The sequence below is a fragment of the Alcaligenes sp. HNGD-HTN06 genome, from assembly GCF_049932565.1.
Taxonomy (GTDB): Bacteria; Pseudomonadota; Gammaproteobacteria; order Burkholderiales; family Burkholderiaceae_B; genus Alcaligenes; species Alcaligenes ammonioxydans.
Window position 1 is genome coordinate 3,306,368 of record NZ_CP187782.1, and the last position, 17,090, is coordinate 3,323,457.

Sequence of the window (17,090 nt, forward strand, 5' to 3'; positions counted from 1 at the left end):
ATCTCTTCTCACCCAGCGGGGCAATCAGCATCATTGTCAGTGTGATCGCTGCTGCCCCTCTGAGCCCCCTCCAGACGCAAAAAAGCCACCCCTGGGGGTGGCTTTTTCTCGGACACTGCCGATGTCTGGATCAGTGCTTGCGCACGTCACGCAAACGACGTGCTGCGGCTGCCTGAGCGGCCAGCATGGCCAGCTCGGCTTCCACAACAGCGATATCGGCCTTGTCCTTGGTGTTGCGCAGGGCCTCTTCCGCATGTTTGCGGGCTTCCAGCGCCTTTGCTTCATCCAAGTCGTGTGCGCGAATCGCGGTATCCGACAATACAGTGACTTTCCCAGGCTGAACCTCGAGTATGCCGCCAGCGACAAAGATGTGCTCTTCGCTGCCATCGTCCATAACGATCTTCAGCGTGCCGGGACGAATCCGCGAGATCAGGGGAGTGTGACCGGGCAAAATACCCAATTCTCCAGCCTCGCCGGGCAGCGCCACGAACTTTGCCTCACCAGCAAAGATCGATTCTTCGGCACTGACCACGTCAACATGAAGCTTAGCCATGAGCAATCCTTATTACTGAATAGTCTTGGCTTTTTCGAAAGCCTCGTCGATGGAACCGACCATGTAGAACGCCTGTTCTGGCAGAGCATCACACTCGCCGTCGACGATCATCTTGAAGCCACGCAGGGTTTCAGCCAGTGGAACGTACTTACCAGGCGAACCGGTAAACACTTCAGCCACGTGGAAAGGCTGAGACAGGAAGCGCTGGATCTTACGGGCACGGGCAACGGCCTGTTTGTCTTCAGGAGACAATTCGTCCATACCCAGAATGGCGATAATATCGCGCAGTTCCTTGTAGCGCTGCAGCGTTTGCTGAACACCGCGAGCCACTGCGTAGTGCTCTTCACCCACGATTTGTGGATCAAGCTGACGGCTGGTGGAGTCCAGAGGGTCCACAGCGGGGTAAATACCCAGAGCAGCAATGTCACGCGACAACACAACGGTGGAGTCCAAGTGCAAGAAGGTCGTAGCAGGCGATGGGTCAGTCAAGTCATCGGCTGGAACGTAAACGGCCTGAATGGACGTAATCGAACCGGTCTTGGTGGAGGTAATGCGCTCTTGCAGCTTACCCATTTCCTCGGCCAGCGTAGGCTGGTAACCCACTGCGGAAGGCATACGACCCAGCAGAGCGGACACTTCGGTACCGGCCAGCGTGTAGCGGTAGATGTTGTCCACAAAGAACAGGATGTCACGGCCTTCGTCACGGAACTTCTCGGCCATGGTCAGGCCGGACAGTGCCACACGCAGACGGTTGCCTGGAGGTTCGTTCATCTGACCGAACACCATGGCCACTTTGGACTCGCTCAGGTTGTCCATCTGGATAACGCCAGCATCGGCCATTTCGTGGTAGAAGTCGTTACCTTCACGGGTACGCTCACCCACACCGGCAAACACGGACAGACCGCTGTGTGCCTTGGCGATGTTGTTGATCAGCTCCAGCATGTTCACGGTCTTGCCCACACCGGCACCACCGAACAGACCAACCTTACCACCCTTGGCAAACGGGCAAACCAGGTCAATCACCTTAATACCGGTTTCCAGCAGCTCTACGGAAGGCGACAGTTCGTCGAAAGTAGGTGCAGGCTGGTGAATGGCGCGGCGCTCGTCGGACTGGATAGGACCGACTTCGTCAATGGGGCGACCCAGAACGTCCATAATGCGACCCAGGGTGCCAACACCCACGGGAACGGAGATGGGAGCGCCCGAACCGGCCACTTCCATACCGCGGCGCAGGCCGTCGCTGGAACCCATGGCGATGGTGCGAACTACACCGTCACCCAATTGTTGCTGTACTTCAAAAGTCAGGCCTTTTTCTGCGAAAGCCGAACTTTCGTCAACGAGCGTCAATGCTTCGTAGACTTTAGGGATGCTGTCGCGGGGGAACTGAATATCCACCACGGCGCCGATGCACTGAACGATGGTACCGTTGCTCATGTTGAGTCCTTGCAATATAACTTTGATGGTGTGCCTTGCCGTGATTACACAGCGGCGGCACCCCCCACGATTTCAGAGATTTCTTTCGTAATCGCTGCCTGGCGAGTCTTGTTATAGACCAGCTGAAGATCGGCAATAACGGTCTTGGCGTTGTCCGAAGCGGCTTTCATCGCCACCATACGAGCAGACTGCTCGGAGGCCATGTTCTCGGCAACGGCCTGATACACCAGACCCTCTACGTAACGCAGCAACAAGTCATCAATAACCGACTTGGCATCGGGTTCGTAGATGTAATCCCAACCGTATTCGGAAGAGTTGACGCTTTCTTGAGCGACTACCTGATCACCAGCCTGGAAAGGATCTTTCAGACCGGAAGGCAGAGGCAACAAGCGAATAAATGTTGGGTCCTGCTTCATCGTATTGACAAAGCGGCTGGTCGCCAGATAAACAGCATCAATGCGGCCTTCCACGAAGTCGTCGATCTGCACCTTGATAGCGCCAATCAGACGTTCCAGGTTAGGCGCATCGCCCAAACCCACTTCCTGAGAAACCAGATTGGCACCCACACGCGCCAATGTTCCCGCGGCTTTACCACCCAGAGCCGTCGTCTGAACTTTAATACCTTTGTCTTCAAACTCGCGAACACGCGCAAGTACCAGACGCAGAATATTGGTGTTCAGGCCGCCACACAGACCTTTGTCCGTGCTGACAACCACGATACCTACCGATTTGACTTCGGCGGGCTCAACCATGTAGGGGTGAGTGTAGTCGGGGTGCGCCTGCATCAGATGCGAAGCAATCTCGCGCACCTTATCTGCATAGGGACGGCCAGCACGCATCCGCTCTTGCGCCTTGCGCATCTTGGATGCCGCCACCATCTCCATGGCTTTGGTGATCTTGGACGTGTTTTGCACGCTCTTGATCTTAGTACGAATTTCCTTGATTCCGGCCATCACACTTTCCTGTAAGGGCATTATCGGGAGCCCGACTAGGTTGTCGACTCCCGCTAATCATGACGCCGGGGTTTCCGGCGCCTGCCAACAATGATTAGAAAGCGCCGTGCTTTTTGAAGTCCTGGATGGCTGTAACCAACTCAGCCTCGTCTTCTTTAACCAGTTCCTTCTTGCTTTCGATACGCTCAACCAGAGCAGCGAACTTGCTGCGCAGGTGATCTTTCAGGCCTTTTTCGAAAGGCAGAACCTGAGCGACTTCCAGATCGTCGAAGTAACCGTTGTTCACAGCGTACAGGCTCACGGCCAGTTCCCACACCGCCAGAGGCTGGTACTGGGGCTGCTTGAGCAGTTCGACCACGCGCTTACCACGCTCCAGCTGGCGACGGGTTGCGTCGTCCAGGTCGGAAGCAAACTGAGCAAACGCAGCCAATTCACGGTACTGAGCCAAGTCGGTACGAATACCGCCGGACAGTTTCTTGATGACCTTGGTTTGAGCAGCGCCACCCACACGGGACACCGAAATACCGGCGTTAATAGCGGGACGTACACCAGCGTTGAACAGGTCGGACTCCAGGAAGATCTGACCGTCAGTAATCGAAATCACGTTGGTTGGAACGAAAGCGGAAACGTCACCGGCTTGCGTTTCAATGATGGGCAGTGCGGTCAGAGAACCGGTCTTGCCTTTCACTTCACCGTTGGTGAATTTTTCCACGTACTCAGCGTTCACACGAGCAGCACGCTCGAGCAGACGGGAGTGCAGGTAGAACACGTCGCCAGGGTAGGCTTCACGGCCTGGTGGGCGACGCAGCAACAGGGATACTTGACGGTAGGCCCAAGCTTGCTTGGTCAAGTCGTCATAAATGATCAGGGCGTCTTCGCCACGATCACGGAAGTATTCGCCCATGGTGCAACCGGAGTAAGGAGCCAGGTATTGCATGGCGGCGGACTCGGAAGCCGAGGCGGCCACAACAATCGTGTACTCCAGAGCACCGTGCTCTTCGAGCTTGCGCACCACGTTGTTGATCGTGGAGGCTTTTTGGCCCACGGCAACGTAAATACATTTAACGCCATTGCCCTTTTGAGCAATGATGGTGTCCACAGCCACGGCAGTTTTACCGGTCTGACGGTCACCAATGATCAGTTCGCGCTGACCACGGCCGATTGGCACCATGGAGTCCACGGCTTTGGTGCCGGTCTGCATGGGCTGGGAGACGGACTCACGGGCAATAACGCCAGGAGCCACTTTCTCGATGACGTCAGTCATCTTGGCGTTGATCGGGCCCTTGCCGTCGATAGGCATACCCAGGGTATCAACCACACGACCCAGCAGTTCGGGGCCAACAGGTACTTCCAGAATGCGGCCAGTTGTTTTAACTGCGTCGCCTTCGGAAACACCGGTGTATTCACCCAGAATCACGGCGCCGACAGAGTCGCGCTCGAGGTTAAGGGCCAGACCGAACGTGTTGTTCGGAAATTCGAGCATTTCGCCCTGCATCACATCGGACAAACCGTGGATGCGCGTAATACCGTCGGTCACGGATACGACCGTGCCTTGTGTACGAACGTCAGTCGACGCACCCAGGCCTTCGATGCGGCTCTTGAGCAGTTCGCTGATCTCGGACGGATTAAGTTGCATGTTCAGACTCCTGAAATCCTGTTTACTGACTCGCGCTATGCGGTCAGCGTATCGCGCATGCTGGCCAGCCGGGCCTGCACGGAAGTGTCGAGCACCTGGTCACCAACAATTACCCGAATACCGCCGATAAGGTCAGCGTCGACGGTCACAGTCGGTTTTAGCTTCAGGCCAAACTTTTTCTCCAGCCCAGCGGTCAGCTCAGCAACCTGAGCCTCAGCCATCGGGAAAGCACTGATAATTTGTGCCTGCGCCGTGCCTTCGAGTTGGTGTTTCAATAGATCAAACTGTTCTGCAATCTGTGGCAGCAGCAAGATGCGCTGGTTATCCACCAACAATTGAAGAAAGTTGCGAGCCTTTTCGGTGACCTGTGACTTAACCAGGCCCGTAAAGAGTTCGAGTCGCTGCCCGTTATTCAGGCGCGGATCGTTCAGTGCCTCGCGCACATCGTGGAGACCGGCCACCTGAGCCATTTCGGACAACAGGGCCGACCACGATTCGAGGCCCTGGCTGTCGTCGCGTACCGCGGCGAACAGGGCTTCGGCGTAAGGTCTGGCAATAGTCGATAGTTCAGCCATGGCCTGCCTTGATGTTAAAGTTCTGCCTTGAGCTGCTCGAGCAGCTGGGCGTGCGCATTCGCGTCAACTTCGCGTCGCAAGATTTGCTCGGCACCCTTGACAGCCAAGGCAGCCACTTCGCTACGCAGACCTTCACGTACGCGTTGCACTTCCTGGTTAGCGTCTTGCTGGGCCTGCGCAATAATGCGGGCTTTTTCGGCTTCAGCTTCACGACGAGCTTGCTCCAAAAGAGCAGTCGCTTGTTTTTCAGCGTCGACAATACGTTGATGGTTGTCGGACTTGGCCGAGGCTTCCATCAGGCTGATACGCGCTTGGGCCTGTGCCAGATCGGCCTTGCCTTTGTCAGCAGCAGCCAAACCATCAGCGATTTTCTGACGACGATCATCGATTGCTTTCGTCAGTGGCGGCCATACGAATTTCATCGTAAACCAGGCCAAAACGAAAAACACGATCATCTGAAAAAAGAGAGTCGCGTTTAAATTCACGGTCGTATCCCTTCAATACCACGTGTGTAGGAGGCGCTAGCGTCCTGACACATGTATGTTCAAGTCGACAAGCGGTGCATGATCAAACCGAGCAACACACCGCTAACGACGACTGCCTGCCCGTCTGCCAGGAATGGCAACGGACTCGCCTTATTACCCAACAAATGGGTTGGCGAATGCAAACAACATGGCGATACCGACACCGATCAGGAAAGCAGCATCGATCAGACCGGCCAACAGGAACATCTTGGTTTGCAGAGCGTTCATCAGTTCAGGCTGACGAGCCGATGCTTCCAGATATTTACCACCCATCAGGGCGATACCAATGCAAGCGCCAAAAGCGCCCAGACCGATGATGATACCGCAAGCAAGAGCAACGAAAGCTACGTTGGTCATGACAACTCCTTGGTTAAAAATCAGGTGTAATTCAAAAAAATCAAAGCGTTAGCAGGCCAGGCCTGCTCCCCCCAACCAGACACCATTGCCCGGTCGGAATCGGATTAATGGCCTTCGTGTGCTTGTCCGATATAGACAAGGGTGAGCATCATGAAGATGAACGCCTGGAGCAACACAATCAGAATGTGGAAAATTGCCCACACAGAACCGGCCAGAATGTGACCGATACCCAGTCCCAGGCTGGCGCCATTAAACCCTGTCCATGCGCCACCCAGCAGAGCGATCAACATGAAAACCAGTTCACCGGCAAACATATTGCCGAACAACCGCATCCCCAAAGACACAGACTTGGCCGCGTATTCGATGCAGTTCAGCAAGAAGTTGAAAGGTGCAAGCACGACAGCCATCAGGCCGCTTGCGGTGAACGGTGCAGTAAACAGCTCTTTGACAAAACCGCCGGGGTGCTTGATCTTGATGCCGTAGTAGAACATCAGCAGCAGCACGCCCAGAGACATACCCATAGGCACGTTCAAGTCGGCGGTTGGCAAAATACGGTGGTAGTACAGCGGGTCGCCATGCTCGGAAGCCAGACCAGTCTGAATGAAAATCCAGCCCAGACCGTCAACGGGCAACAAGTCCAGCACGTTCATCATGACGATCCACAGGAATACCGTCAGCGCCAGAGGCGAGACGAACTTGCGGGACTCGGCATTGGGAACAATGGATTTGGCCTGGTCTTCAACCCAGTCAACCAGCATTTCAACAAAAGACTGCAAGCGGCCTGGCACACCAGCTGTAGCGGCCGAAGCAGCACGCCACATAAAGAAAACCACAACCAGACCCATCAGCAGGGACCAGAACATGGAGTCGTAGTTGATGACACCGAAGTTGGCCAGAACATCCTGTTTTTCACCCAAGTTGTTCAAGTGAACCAAGTGATGCTGGATGTACCCTGACTGAGGCGAAATATCACTAGCAGCAGCCATCTGTATTTACCCTGTGATGTATACGTTATGGGACAAGCCCGTGAAACAAAAATCCCTTATGGCAGCTTGCGAAAAAACAGCAGCAGCACATATCCCTTCAAGACACACAGCAGGCCAAACAGCAAGGCAGGCCAGACCAGCCAGCCTGTATTTGCCATGGCAGCAGTTGCCAGTGTCAATACCGCAAAACCAAGCTTGAAGGCCTCTCCCCAGAAAAAGGAGAGCGCTCCGGCGTTGCCGCCGCCCATCAAACCCAGCAAAAGACGCAATGCGAACAATGCGTTAGGCACAAAATAAGCAGCCGCACCAATCAGTGCTGAGGCTGCTGCAGATGCGCCGGAAATCCATGCCGACAGAACAATAGCCAACAGGCCCATAAAAGCCTGGGCAGCAAGTGTACGCACAATTCCTTGCCCTGCCCGGCGAGCCATACGGCTACGTTGCTCAGGCGTCAGTACAACGGGTTCAGGAATGGGCGACATATCTCCTGCTGGGTGCACCTTGGCTGGGGTGCCTGTTTGCTGATCAATCGGCTCGCTCATAGTAGGAAACAATCAGATAACGTTGTGTGGGTGGATGCACTGCAAAGGCTTCTAGCCAATCCATCCGCGCAATATTATCGGCCCCTTTTAAAAGCCGCTGTCGTCAAACCCATAAAGTATAGCGTCTTTTTTTTGTTGTAAGCAAATTCAGCCTTGCTTGTTTGATACTTAATGCAAGGCTGATATTCGCAATCTCAATGACATCAAGGGGTACGCTTATTTTGTAACATTGCAGTGCAGCAATTTTACAACACACCCCTCCGTTTTACCGGTTTTTGAGAAATTTAGCGGTGCTTGAACTCAGGCTTGCGCTTCTCGACAAACGCACGCATGCCCTCTTTCTGATCGTCAGTGGCAAACAGGCCGTGGAAATTGCGACGCTCGAACAGCAAACCCTCTTCCAGCGAGGACTCGAAAGCACGATTCACGCATTCCTTGGCCATCAGAACCGAAGGCAAAGACATGCTGGCAATAACGGTTGCGGCGTCCAGTGCCTCTTCCAGCAATTTGTCGGCCGGCACCACACGGGATACCAGACCCGAGCGCTCGGCCTCTTCGGCATTCATCATGCGAGCGGTCAGAATCAGATCCATGGCCTTGGCCTTGCCTACGGCGCGAGGCAAACGCTGTGTCCCACCAAAGCCGGGGATGACCCCCAGCTTGATCTCGGGCTGGCCAAACCGGGCCGAGTCGGCCGCAATAATGAAATCACACAACATGGCCAGCTCGCAGCCGCCGCCCAAGGCATAACCGGCTACGGCCGCAATGATAGGTTTGCGGAAACGGCGCAGCTCTTCCCAATGGCCTCCCAGATAATCCTGAGAGCTGACATCGTGGTAATTCCAGTCTTTCATGGCGCCAATGTCAGCACCCGCCGCAAACGCTTTTTCGTTACCGGTCAGCACGATACAACCTATTTCGTTGTCGGCATCGTATTTTTTCAACAGGGCATACAACTCGGCGATAAGCTCGTTATTGAGCGCATTCAAAGCCTTGGGCCGATTTAATGTCAATAAAGCAACACGACCATGCACCTCTGCTTTGACTAAGGGTTCGTTCATGCTGACTCCCAGAAAAATTAAATAGAATAGGGGAATGGAACCTACACCCGTACTTTACCGTGCCGAGCCGACCGATCTCGCCGGCCACCGCCTGACTGTCCAGATACAGATCACTTCCCCCCAAACAGATGGCCAGATCCTGAGCCTTCCGGCCTGGATTCCCGGCAGCTACCTGATCCGCGACTTCTCGCGTCAGATCGAAAGCATAGCCGCCTTCTCTGGCGACGAACCGGTTTCCATCCGCAAGCTGGACAATCACCGCTGGCAATGCGAACCCTGCCAAGGCCCCTTGAGTGTGCAGTACCAGGTCTACGCCTGGGACCTGTCCGTACGCGGCGCGCATATTGATCAGACCCATGCCTTCTTTAATGGCACCAGCGCCCTGCTGGCCGTTGAGGGTCAGACTGAACAGCCTTGTCTGCTGGAACTGGTAGCCAATGAGGACATGGAAGATTGGCAGGTCTACACCAGCCTGCCCGAAGCCATTGGCGTGCCGGGAGCCGCGCAACGCTATGGATTTGGCGTGTACCGTGCCAGCAATTATGACGAGCTGATCGATCACCCCATTGAAATGGGCACCCCCCAGGTCATCAGTTTCTTTGCACACGGCGCAGAGCATGAACTGGTCTTTACCGGCCGCATCCCCAATCTGGATTTGCCGCGTATCGCCCGTGATGTCGAAAAAATCTGTGCCGAACAGATCGCCTTCTTCGAACCAGACACCCGACGCGCCCCCTTTCTGGATTGCAGCTCGCGCTATGTATTCATGACCATGGTGACCGAGGACGGGTACGGTGGCCTGGAACACCGCGCCTCGACTGCTCTAGTCGCCTCGCGCAGCGATCTGCCCACCCAAGGCCAGGACAAGTCGGTAAAAAGCCCCGGCTACCAGACTTTTCTGGGACTGGTCAGCCATGAGTATTTTCATACCTGGAATGTCAAACGCATCAAACCTGCAGCCTTTGCGCCCTATGACCTGAGCCGCGAGAACCACACCCGTCTGCTGTGGGTCTTTGAAGGTTTCACCTCGTACTACGATGATCTGATGCTGTTGCGCTCGGGCGTGTTGAGCGAGGCAGACTACCTGAAACTGCTGGCCAAAAACATCAATGCCGTTGTGCGCGCCCCTGGACGCTTCAAGCAGTCCGCCGCGCAAAGCTCGTTTGATGCCTGGACGCGCTATTACAAACAGGATGAAAACTCCCCTAATGCGCTGGTCAGCTATTACAGCAAGGGCGCCCTGATCGCACTGGGCCTGGATTTGCGCATTCGCAGCCATACCCAGCACACCAAGAGCCTGGACGATGTCATGCTGTTGATGTGGGCACGTTATGGCCGTGACTTCTATCAGGGCAAGCCACACGGCATCCCCGAAGACGCCATGCCCGCCCTGATTCTGGAAGCCACCGGTTACGACGCCACAGACTTTATCGCCCGCTACGTGGAAGGCTGCGAGGACCTGCCCCTCAAGCCATGGCTGGCCGAGCAAGGCTTGAAGCTGGAATGGCAGGCCGCTTCCAAGTTGCCCAACCTGGGCGCCCGTGTGCGTCAAAGCGCAGGGCAGTGCCAGCTCGCTACCGTCTTTACAGAGGGTGCAGCGCATCAAGCCGGACTATCCGCGGGGGATACTCTGGTGGCCATTGACGGCTTGCGTGTCAGCGACACTGCCAGTCTGGAGCGTCTGCTTGCAGCGTATGAGCCCGGTCAGACCGTTCAGATCCACGCCTTCCGCCGCGATGAACTACACTGCTTCACACTGCAACTGGCGCGCCCTGCTTTGGACGAGTGCGTCCTGAGCCGCCCCTCCTGACCTCTTTTCTGGGCCTGCCGCTCACGGCGGGCCTGATACTTTGCCTTTGCCATGACCACACGCCGTATTTTCATCAACAATCTGGTGGTGCAAGCCTCGATTGGCATGCTCGAGCACGAGCTGGTTCACCGCCAGCCGCTGCATATTGACGCCGAGTTCGACACCACCATCACCCAAGACGTCCAGGACCACGATATTGGCACGGTGCTGGATTACCGGCAGTTGCGCCAGGCGCTGATCGAGGTCAGCACCCTGGAGCACACGAACCTGCTGGAAACGCTGATCGAACGGCTGGCCGAGCGCATCCAAAATGAATTCCCAAGCGTGGAACGCGTTAAAATCCGCGCCAGCAAGCCCGAGGCCTTTGCCGACTGCGATGCCGTGGGCATTGAAATCGAGCGTAGCCGCTAAGCCCCTGCCCTTGCCCCGCCTCTTGCCGGGGCCACGATGACCTCTCTTTCGCTTTCCCTTATGTCCCAAGACACCAGCCCCCTGCCTTCTTCCGAAACCGACATCCCCGTGTTTGCCAGCAAGGCTGAACGCAAACAGCGCGTCAATGACAACAAGTTGAGCAAACGCATCATGCGTGAAGTGGGCCGCGCCATCGGTGATTTCAACATGATCGAAGAAGGCGACAAGGTCATGGTCTGCCTGTCCGGCGGCAAGGATTCCTACGGCCTGCTGGACGTACTGATGACCCTGCAAAAACGCGCGCCCATCAAGTTCGACATCGTGGCCGTGAACCTGGACCAGAAGCAACCTGGCTTTCCTGACCACATCCTGCCCGAGTACCTGGAAAAACTGGGCGTGCCCTATCACATCGAAACCCAGGACACGTACTCGGTAGTGACCCGCGTGATTGCCGAAGGCAAAACCATGTGTTCGCTGTGCTCACGCCTGCGTCGCGGCATTTTGTACCGCGTTGCCAAGGAGCTGGGCGCCACCAAGATTGCCCTGGGACACCACCGCGATGACATCCTGGCCACCTTCTTTCTGAATCTGTTTTATGGCGGTCGCATGAAAGGCATGCCGCCCAAGCTGATGTCGGATAACGGCGAGCACATCGTGATCCGACCACTGGCCTATGTGCCCGAAAAGGATTTGATCGCCTACGCCAAGCTCAAAGAGTTTCCCATCATCCCCTGTAATCTGTGCGGCTCACAAGAGAACCTGAAACGACAGGAAATCAACCGCATGATTGCGGACTGGGACAAGAAATTCCCACACCGATCCTGGAACGTGTTTGGCGCCTTGACCCGTGTAGTGCCATCCCACCTGATGGACCCCAAGCTGCATAACTTTGCGGACTTGAAGGTGACTGGCCAGGCTGACCCGGAGGGCGATAAAGGCTTTGATCAGGATTATTTTGACGATCATCTGCCAGAGAGTCTGCTGGCCGCTGGATTTGAAGAGGATGCCGACGACGCCGCACCTACCGTACGTCAGGATGCTTTCACCCCTGCCAAGCCCGCAGCATCCGGTGAGCAACAGATTGTGTTCATGAGCAAAAGGCGCTCCGGACAATAACGCGACTGGTCGGCGCTCCCAAACCGGCCGCCTTCTGGGCGATCAGGCTGAAGTCCGCACCCACGTAGCACAGCAAACCATCGTTTTATCTCTCGAAACCCAGGGCCAGCGCGGCCCTCGGCGCCGGCAGAGCCGACATCCCATCTTGTTGATCTGCTTGCCGTCCGCAAATACACAAGCGACGGACAATAAAAAGCCCCGATCGAAACCGCCAGGACCTGGACGTCATTCCAGATGCCGGCGGTTTCGATCGGGGCTTTTCGTACCTACTGTCCAGCTATCTGGCTTTAGTTCGGCTTTTGCGTGCCATCCCAGCGCTCACCGGGTACCTGAATATCAAACAATTCCAGCACCCGCATCACCGTGTGATCGACAATATCGTCAATACTTTTGGGACGCAGATAAAACGCAGGCATAGGCGGAAAAATGATCCCGCCCATTTCTGTCACAGCCGTCATATTACGCAGATGCGCCAGATTAAACGGCGTTTCCCGAACCAGCATCACCAGACGGCGACGCTCTTTCAAGGTGACGTCGGCCGCCCGGGTAATCAGGTTATCGGACAAACCATGCGCCACCGCTGCCAAAGTCCGCATCGAACAGGGCACAACCACCATGCCTGCAGTCGGAAAACTGCCGCTGGCCAAGGTTGCGCCCACATCGCGAAAGTTATGCACCTGATCGGCCAGAGACTGGATCTCGTTTTTGTCGATATCCAGCTCGTATTGAATGTTCAGCACCCCAGAGGGAGAGATCACCAAATGGGTTTCCACATCCGGACAGGACTGCAACACTTGCAGCAGGCGCACGGTATAGACGGCCCCCGTGGCCCCGGTCATGCCAATGACCAGGCGTCGCTTGGCTCTCACTCCAGAGCCCCGGCCTCACGCAACATGGTTTCCAGTTCGCCGTTCTCGTACATTTCAGAAACAATGTCCGAGCCACCAACGAACTCGCCCTTGATATACAGCTGAGGGATAGTGGGCCAGTTGGAGAAATCCTTGATGCCCTGACGCACTTCGGCGTCGTCCAGCACGTTAACCACAACCACCTGGCTCAAGCCGACCGCACGCAAAATCTGCACGGTACGGGCGGAAAAACCGCACTGAGGCGCTTGAGCCGTGCCCTTCATAAACAGCACAACAGGGTTTTCCGTTACGGTTTCGCGGATGAAATCTTGAACTTCACTCATGATGTTCTCTTAAGAAAAGAATTAACACTGTCCACCTGTGACGCGCCGGATTCCTGCCAGATCCTCATAGCTGATGACCTGTTTGAACCCCGCCTGCCGCAGCATATTTTGCACATGGTCGGCCTGATCCCAGCCGTGTTCCATGAGAAGACTAGCACCCGGACGTAGATACGGCCCGGCCCCCTGAACTATTGTACGCAAATCCGTCAAGCCGTCTGAGCCATCGGTCAGTGCCTGACGCGGCTCGAACCGCACATCGCCCTGCGCCAGATGTTCGTCATCCACTGCAATGTATGGAGGGTTGGACACGATCAGGTCAAAAGGTTCCTGGCCTGTCACGGCATCGTACCAACTCCCCAGACAAAACTCGACTTTCCCACACAAACGCTGCGCATTTAAGCCCGCCTGCGCCAACACCAGCGTGCTGATATCACTGGCCACCACATGGGCATCGGGACGGGCCAGAGCCAGCGATACGGCAATGGCGCCACTGCCGCAACCCATATCCAAAATGCGAGGAGATGGAATATCACGCACCCGCTCAAGCGCACGTTCAACCAGTATTTCCGTGTCAGGGCGCGGGATCAGCACCGAAGGCGACACCAAAAACTCATGCCCCATAAACTCACGGACCCCGACGATATACGCCATGGGTTCACCCGCCAGGCGGCGAGCCTCCAGCGCCTGATAAGCCTGTATTTTTTCCAGCGGCAACTCATCCGTATCATGCGCGATCAACCAAGAGCGGCTCACCCCCAGCACTTGCGTCCACAACATGTCGCGCTCAAGGCGCGGCAAAGGACTGAGCCGCTGCAAGGCACGCAGCGTACGGGGAATATAGGCAGGCAAGACCAAAGGCGACATGACCGGCTCACCGGGCAGGCTCATGCTCACGCCTGCGCCAGGGCAGCCAGCTGGCCAGCCTGATGTTCGGATAGCAAGGCCTTGATCAGCTCATCCAGGTCGCCGTCCATGATGTAGCCCAACTTGTACAAGGTCAGGTTGATACGGTGATCGGTCATGCGGCCTTGCGGGAAGTTGTAGGTGCGGATGCGCTCGGAGCGATCACCCGTACCGACCAGGCTTTTACGCTCGGCGGCTTCTTTGTCGGATTGCTCGCGCTGCTGCTTGTCTTTCAGACGCGCAGCCAGCACCTGCAAGGCTTTCTCGCGATTGCGGTGTTGGGAACGGTCATCCTGACACTCCACCACCAGACCCGTCGGCAAGTGGGTCAGACGCACGGCCGAGTCCGTCTTGTTCACGTGCTGACCACCGGCACCGCTGGCGCGGAAGGTATCCACGCGCAAATCCGCGGGGTTGATGGTGATTTCAGCCAAGCCTTCGGCTTCGGGCAGCACGGCCACCGTACACGTCGAGGTATGAATGCGGCCCTGGGCTTCGGTTTCAGGCACGCGCTGCACACGGTGCGCACCAGATTCGAACTTCAGACGACCATAGACATCCTGGCCTTCAATACGCACGATGACTTCTTTGTAGCCACCCACTTCCGAGTCGCTGGCGGACATGATTTCCGTGCGCCAGCCGCAGTTTTCGGCGTAACGCATGTACATGCGCAACAAATCACCCGCAAACAGGGCGCTTTCATCACCACCGGCACCGGCACGAATTTCAATGAACACGTTGCGGGTATCGTCCGGATCACGAGGCAAAAGCAGAATCTGCAATTCGTCTTCCAGTTGAGCGATGCGCTCTTTACCCAGCTTGTATTCTTCCTCGCCCATTTCTTTCAGCTCGGGGTCGGTCATCATGTCCTGGGCTGCCTGCAAATCACCCTCGGCCGCTTCGTAGCTTTTGAACGCCGTCACAACCGGGTCCAGCTCGGCACGCTCACGCGACAGTTTGCGAAATTCGTCCATATTGCCGGCAATTTCAGGCTCGGCAAGCATGGCATCCACTTCATGCAGACGACGAGCCAATTGCTCAAGCCGACTGCGCATAGAGTCTTTCATAGGGAATAGCCTAAAGGGAAAATCAGAAGGTCTGGGCGCAGTTCAAAGCAATCAGGCTGCACCGCAGAAAAGTCGGTGGACAGAAAGCTGCCTGGACGCTAACGCCGGCGCGTTGTCGATGGCAGCAGGCGAGGCAACAGATTCAGCAGTTGTTCGCGCTCAGCACCTTCGCTGCGCGTCAATTCAGCCATGGGACCATGCATATACTTCTGCGTCAGCCCATGAGCCAGCACTTCAATGACGTCGGCCGGATCGTCGCCACGGGCCAGCATGCGGCGCGCACGCTCCAGCTCGTGCTGACGCACTTTTTCGACCGATTCCTGCACATTCAAAATGGCAGGCACAATCGCACGAGTGCTGAGCCAGTGCATATAGTGCTGCACCTGGGTGTCGATAATCGCCTCAGCCTGAACCACCGCGGCCTGTCGGGCATCGGCCCCCCGCTGCACAAAGCGGCCCAGATCATCCACGGTGTACAGGTACACGTCGTCCAGGCGACCCACTTCAGTTTCAATATCGCGGGGCACAGCCAGGTCGACCATGACCACCGGACGGTGACGACGCGAGCGCACGGCCCGCTCCACCATGCCCAAGCCCAAAATGGGCAAGGTACTGGCCGTACAGGATACGACGACATCAAAATCGGCCAAGCGGTCGGGCACATCTGCCAGCTTCATGGTGTTGCCCATAAAGCGCGAAGCCAGGCTTTCCGCACGTTCCTGAGTGCGGTTGGCCACCACGATGCTACAGGGGTTCACCGCCGCAAAGTGCGTGGCGCACAGCTCAATCATTTCGCCTGCACCAATAAACAGCACCTTGGCCTGGCTCAGATCGCCAAACACACGCTCCGCCAAACGCACGGCTGCCGCAGCCATCGATACCGAATGAGCACCAATCGCCGTTTGTGTACGGACTTCCTTAGCCACCGAGAAGGTGCGCTGGAACAATTGATGCAGCAAGGTACCCAGCGAACCAGCCTCGTTGGCGGCTCGCACGGCATCTTTCATCTGCCCCAGAATCTGGGGCTCGCCCAGCACCATGGAATCCAGGCCACTGGCTACGCGAAACGCATGACGCACAGCCTCGTTCTGGTTGTAGCGATACAGGTGCGGGGTGAGTTCGGCAGAACGCAGGCTGTTGAAGTCCGCCATCCACTCAGGAAGACGCTCGGCCACATGGGGTTCGGCCGCACAGTAAATTTCGGTACGATTACAGGTAGACAGAATAGCTGCTTCACGGACCCCGGTGCCAAAAGTGGCACGCAAGGTATCAAGCGCAGGCTTTAACACATCGATCGGAAACGCAACGCGTTCGCGCACGGCAACCGGCGCGGACACATGATTCAGACCGAAGGTTAGAACATCTACAGACATGAGCAGTACAGGCTATAGCCCCGAAAAAGACCGAGACAAGCAGTTTCGCAGACGCAAAACGCATGAAAGATAAGTGATTTTACGCCGCAAGCCGGATTTTTGCCAAAAATGTTACTTGAATTGCCGTTTTGTGATTACAATTGCACTCCTTTATGCAGCCTGCTTTTGCTTGAAAAGGGCCCTCCCCTAGGGGTACGGCACATTTGAAGTTCAAAAGATGCATAAAATTTTTGTTGTACTATGCGCACAAATAAAAAAACGTGGTATAGTTCTATTTTTACCGAGCAGTACACGTTGGCCTGGTAGCTCAGTCGGTAGAGCAGAGGATTGAAAATCCTTGTGTCGGTGGTTCGATTCCGCCCCAGGCCACCAAGAATTCAAGCAAAAGCCCAGTCAAACGACTGGGCTTTTTGTTTTTCCATTCCAGTTGCGCCTGGCTAAATGCCCTGTCTGCGCGGCTTGCTCCTCATTTCTTGGCCCGATACCGCCCACTCTTACAGTTGCTGCTGGGGTAACGGTTGCATTGCCTGCGCTGGATATCCGATCAACGGTAGGAGGCCCGTTCTGCTCCTATCGCCTCAGCCGACGAATTTCCAT

General features: G+C 56.0%; 18 protein-coding genes and 1 tRNA gene. 4 read left to right on the forward strand and 15 right to left on the reverse strand.

Translation table 11 applies throughout. From position 1 onward, the window contains the following. Nucleotides 1-130: 130 nt before the first annotated feature. The 10 genes from ACOZ42_RS15125 to ACOZ42_RS15170 all read right to left on the reverse strand — a co-directional run bounded on the left by ACOZ42_RS15125 (nt 131) and on the right by ACOZ42_RS15170 (nt 8,621). Nucleotides 131-553: a F0F1 ATP synthase subunit epsilon gene (locus tag ACOZ42_RS15125; RefSeq protein ID WP_003805014.1), complete on the reverse strand. Its 423-nt coding sequence runs from the start codon at nt 551-553 to the stop codon at nt 131-133. Between the two features lie 12 nt (nt 554-565). After that, nucleotides 566-1,987 carry a F0F1 ATP synthase subunit beta gene (gene atpD, locus ACOZ42_RS15130; RefSeq protein WP_003805012.1) on the reverse strand — a complete coding sequence of 474 codons (1,422 nt, stop codon included), beginning with the start codon at nt 1,985-1,987 and terminating at the stop codon, nt 566-568. A gap of 44 nt (nt 1,988-2,031) precedes the next feature. Continuing rightward, complete coding sequence (gene atpG, locus ACOZ42_RS15135) at nt 2,032-2,940, reverse strand: F0F1 ATP synthase subunit gamma (RefSeq protein ID WP_003805009.1); 909 nt, start codon at nt 2,938-2,940, stop codon at nt 2,032-2,034. Between the two features lie 94 nt (nt 2,941-3,034). Further along, nucleotides 3,035-4,576 (reverse strand): F0F1 ATP synthase subunit alpha, encoded by a 1,542-nt coding sequence (atpA, locus tag ACOZ42_RS15140; RefSeq protein ID WP_003805007.1) that lies wholly within the window; start codon nt 4,574-4,576, stop codon nt 3,035-3,037. A 35-nt stretch (nt 4,577-4,611) separates the two neighbouring features. After that, entirely contained in the window at nt 4,612-5,151 is a 540-nt protein-coding gene (locus tag ACOZ42_RS15145; protein ID WP_003805005.1) for a F0F1 ATP synthase subunit delta, read from the reverse strand. A 14-nt stretch (nt 5,152-5,165) separates the two neighbouring features. Beyond that, nucleotides 5,166-5,636: a F0F1 ATP synthase subunit B gene (locus tag ACOZ42_RS15150; protein ID WP_003805003.1), complete on the reverse strand. Its 471-nt coding sequence runs from the start codon at nt 5,634-5,636 to the stop codon at nt 5,166-5,168. Nucleotides 5,637-5,789: 153 nt separating this feature from the next. Then, complete coding sequence (gene atpE / locus ACOZ42_RS15155; RefSeq protein WP_003805001.1) at nt 5,790-6,032, reverse strand: F0F1 ATP synthase subunit C; 243 nt, start codon at nt 6,030-6,032, stop codon at nt 5,790-5,792. 104 nt (nt 6,033-6,136) lie between these two features. Then, entirely contained in the window at nt 6,137-7,018 is an 882-nt protein-coding gene (atpB, locus tag ACOZ42_RS15160; RefSeq protein WP_003804999.1) for a F0F1 ATP synthase subunit A, read from the reverse strand. Nucleotides 7,019-7,074: 56 nt separating this feature from the next. Beyond that, nucleotides 7,075-7,500, reverse strand: a complete 426-nt coding sequence (locus ACOZ42_RS15165) for an ATP synthase subunit I (RefSeq protein WP_003804997.1) — start codon at nt 7,498-7,500, stop codon at nt 7,075-7,077. Nucleotides 7,501-7,844: 344 nt separating this feature from the next. Beyond that, nucleotides 7,845-8,621 (reverse strand): enoyl-CoA hydratase, encoded by a 777-nt coding sequence (locus ACOZ42_RS15170; RefSeq protein ID WP_003804995.1) that lies wholly within the window; start codon nt 8,619-8,621, stop codon nt 7,845-7,847. A gap of 34 nt (nt 8,622-8,655) precedes the next feature. On the opposite strand from ACOZ42_RS15170, the gene ACOZ42_RS15175 reads away from it, so the two are divergent. From ACOZ42_RS15175 to ttcA, 3 genes are read left to right on the forward strand one after another with little or no spacing between them, the layout of a single operon-like run. Then, a complete protein-coding gene (locus ACOZ42_RS15175) occupies nt 8,656-10,431 on the forward strand; it encodes a M61 family metallopeptidase (protein ID WP_003804993.1) in 1,776 nt (591 codons plus the stop codon). 51 nt (nt 10,432-10,482) lie between these two features. Further along, nucleotides 10,483-10,842, forward strand: coding sequence for a dihydroneopterin aldolase (folB, locus tag ACOZ42_RS15180; protein ID WP_003804991.1), 360 nt, complete (start codon nt 10,483-10,485; stop codon nt 10,840-10,842). A gap of 60 nt (nt 10,843-10,902) precedes the next feature. Then, nucleotides 10,903-11,958 carry a tRNA 2-thiocytidine(32) synthetase TtcA gene (gene ttcA, locus ACOZ42_RS15185; protein ID WP_003804989.1) on the forward strand — a complete coding sequence of 352 codons (1,056 nt, stop codon included), beginning with the start codon at nt 10,903-10,905 and terminating at the stop codon, nt 11,956-11,958. 287 nt (nt 11,959-12,245) lie between these two features. On the opposite strand, the gene ACOZ42_RS15190 is transcribed toward ttcA, so the two are convergent. From ACOZ42_RS15190 to hemA, 5 genes are all read right to left on the reverse strand, one after another. Continuing rightward, nucleotides 12,246-12,797 (reverse strand): UbiX family flavin prenyltransferase, encoded by a 552-nt coding sequence (locus ACOZ42_RS15190; protein ID WP_039944058.1) that lies wholly within the window; start codon nt 12,795-12,797, stop codon nt 12,246-12,248. Between the two features lie 26 nt (nt 12,798-12,823). Beyond that, nucleotides 12,824-13,150 carry a Grx4 family monothiol glutaredoxin gene (grxD, locus tag ACOZ42_RS15195; protein WP_003804985.1) on the reverse strand — a complete coding sequence of 109 codons (327 nt, stop codon included), beginning with the start codon at nt 13,148-13,150 and terminating at the stop codon, nt 12,824-12,826. A 21-nt stretch (nt 13,151-13,171) separates the two neighbouring features. Continuing rightward, on the reverse strand, nt 13,172-14,038 hold the full coding sequence (gene prmC / locus ACOZ42_RS15200; protein WP_003804982.1) for a peptide chain release factor N(5)-glutamine methyltransferase: 867 nt from the start codon (nt 14,036-14,038) through the stop codon (nt 13,172-13,174). Nucleotides 14,039-14,040: 2 nt separating this feature from the next. Then, a complete protein-coding gene (gene prfA / locus ACOZ42_RS15205; RefSeq protein ID WP_003804980.1) occupies nt 14,041-15,120 on the reverse strand; it encodes a peptide chain release factor 1 in 1,080 nt (359 codons plus the stop codon). A gap of 98 nt (nt 15,121-15,218) precedes the next feature. Continuing rightward, complete coding sequence (hemA, locus tag ACOZ42_RS15210; protein ID WP_003804979.1) at nt 15,219-16,493, reverse strand: glutamyl-tRNA reductase; 1,275 nt, start codon at nt 16,491-16,493, stop codon at nt 15,219-15,221. Nucleotides 16,494-16,789: 296 nt separating this feature from the next. On the opposite strand from hemA, the gene ACOZ42_RS15215 reads away from it, so the two are divergent. After that, a tRNA-Phe gene (locus tag ACOZ42_RS15215) sits at nt 16,790-16,865 on the forward strand. The last annotated feature ends 225 nt before the right edge of the window (nt 16,866-17,090 follow it).

Bases quoted from the DNA above. Each gene is read 5' to 3' on its own strand.
- atpB (WP_003804999.1), bottom strand. From the start codon at position 7,018: ATGGCTGCTGCTAGTGATATTTCGCCTCAGTCAGGGTACATCCAGCAT.
- atpG (WP_003805009.1), bottom strand. From the start codon at position 2,940: ATGGCCGGAATCAAGGAAATTCGTACTAAGATCAAGAGCGTGCAAAAC.
- atpA (WP_003805007.1), bottom strand. From the start codon at position 4,576: ATGCAACTTAATCCGTCCGAGATCAGCGAACTGCTCAAGAGCCGCATC.
- ACOZ42_RS15175 (WP_003804993.1), top strand. From the start codon at position 8,656: ATGGAACCTACACCCGTACTTTACCGTGCCGAGCCGACCGATCTCGCC.
- ttcA (WP_003804989.1), top strand. From the start codon at position 10,903: ATGTCCCAAGACACCAGCCCCCTGCCTTCTTCCGAAACCGACATCCCC.
- ACOZ42_RS15190 (WP_039944058.1), bottom strand. From the start codon at position 12,797: ATGACCGGGGCCACGGGGGCCGTCTATACCGTGCGCCTGCTGCAAGTG.
- hemA (WP_003804979.1), bottom strand. From the start codon at position 16,493: ATGTCTGTAGATGTTCTAACCTTCGGTCTGAATCATGTGTCCGCGCCG.
- prfA (WP_003804980.1), bottom strand. From the start codon at position 15,120: ATGAAAGACTCTATGCGCAGTCGGCTTGAGCAATTGGCTCGTCGTCTG.
- ACOZ42_RS15165 (WP_003804997.1), bottom strand. From the start codon at position 7,500: ATGTCGCCCATTCCTGAACCCGTTGTACTGACGCCTGAGCAACGTAGC.
- atpE (WP_003805001.1), bottom strand. From the start codon at position 6,032: ATGACCAACGTAGCTTTCGTTGCTCTTGCTTGCGGTATCATCATCGGT.
- ACOZ42_RS15145 (WP_003805005.1), bottom strand. From the start codon at position 5,151: ATGGCTGAACTATCGACTATTGCCAGACCTTACGCCGAAGCCCTGTTC.
- folB (WP_003804991.1), top strand. From the start codon at position 10,483: ATGACCACACGCCGTATTTTCATCAACAATCTGGTGGTGCAAGCCTCG.
- ACOZ42_RS15170 (WP_003804995.1), bottom strand. From the start codon at position 8,621: ATGAACGAACCCTTAGTCAAAGCAGAGGTGCATGGTCGTGTTGCTTTA.
- atpD (WP_003805012.1), bottom strand. From the start codon at position 1,987: ATGAGCAACGGTACCATCGTTCAGTGCATCGGCGCCGTGGTGGATATT.
- ACOZ42_RS15125 (WP_003805014.1), bottom strand. From the start codon at position 553: ATGGCTAAGCTTCATGTTGACGTGGTCAGTGCCGAAGAATCGATCTTT.
- grxD (WP_003804985.1), bottom strand. From the start codon at position 13,150: ATGAGTGAAGTTCAAGATTTCATCCGCGAAACCGTAACGGAAAACCCT.
- prmC (WP_003804982.1), bottom strand. From the start codon at position 14,038: ATGAGCCTGCCCGGTGAGCCGGTCATGTCGCCTTTGGTCTTGCCTGCC.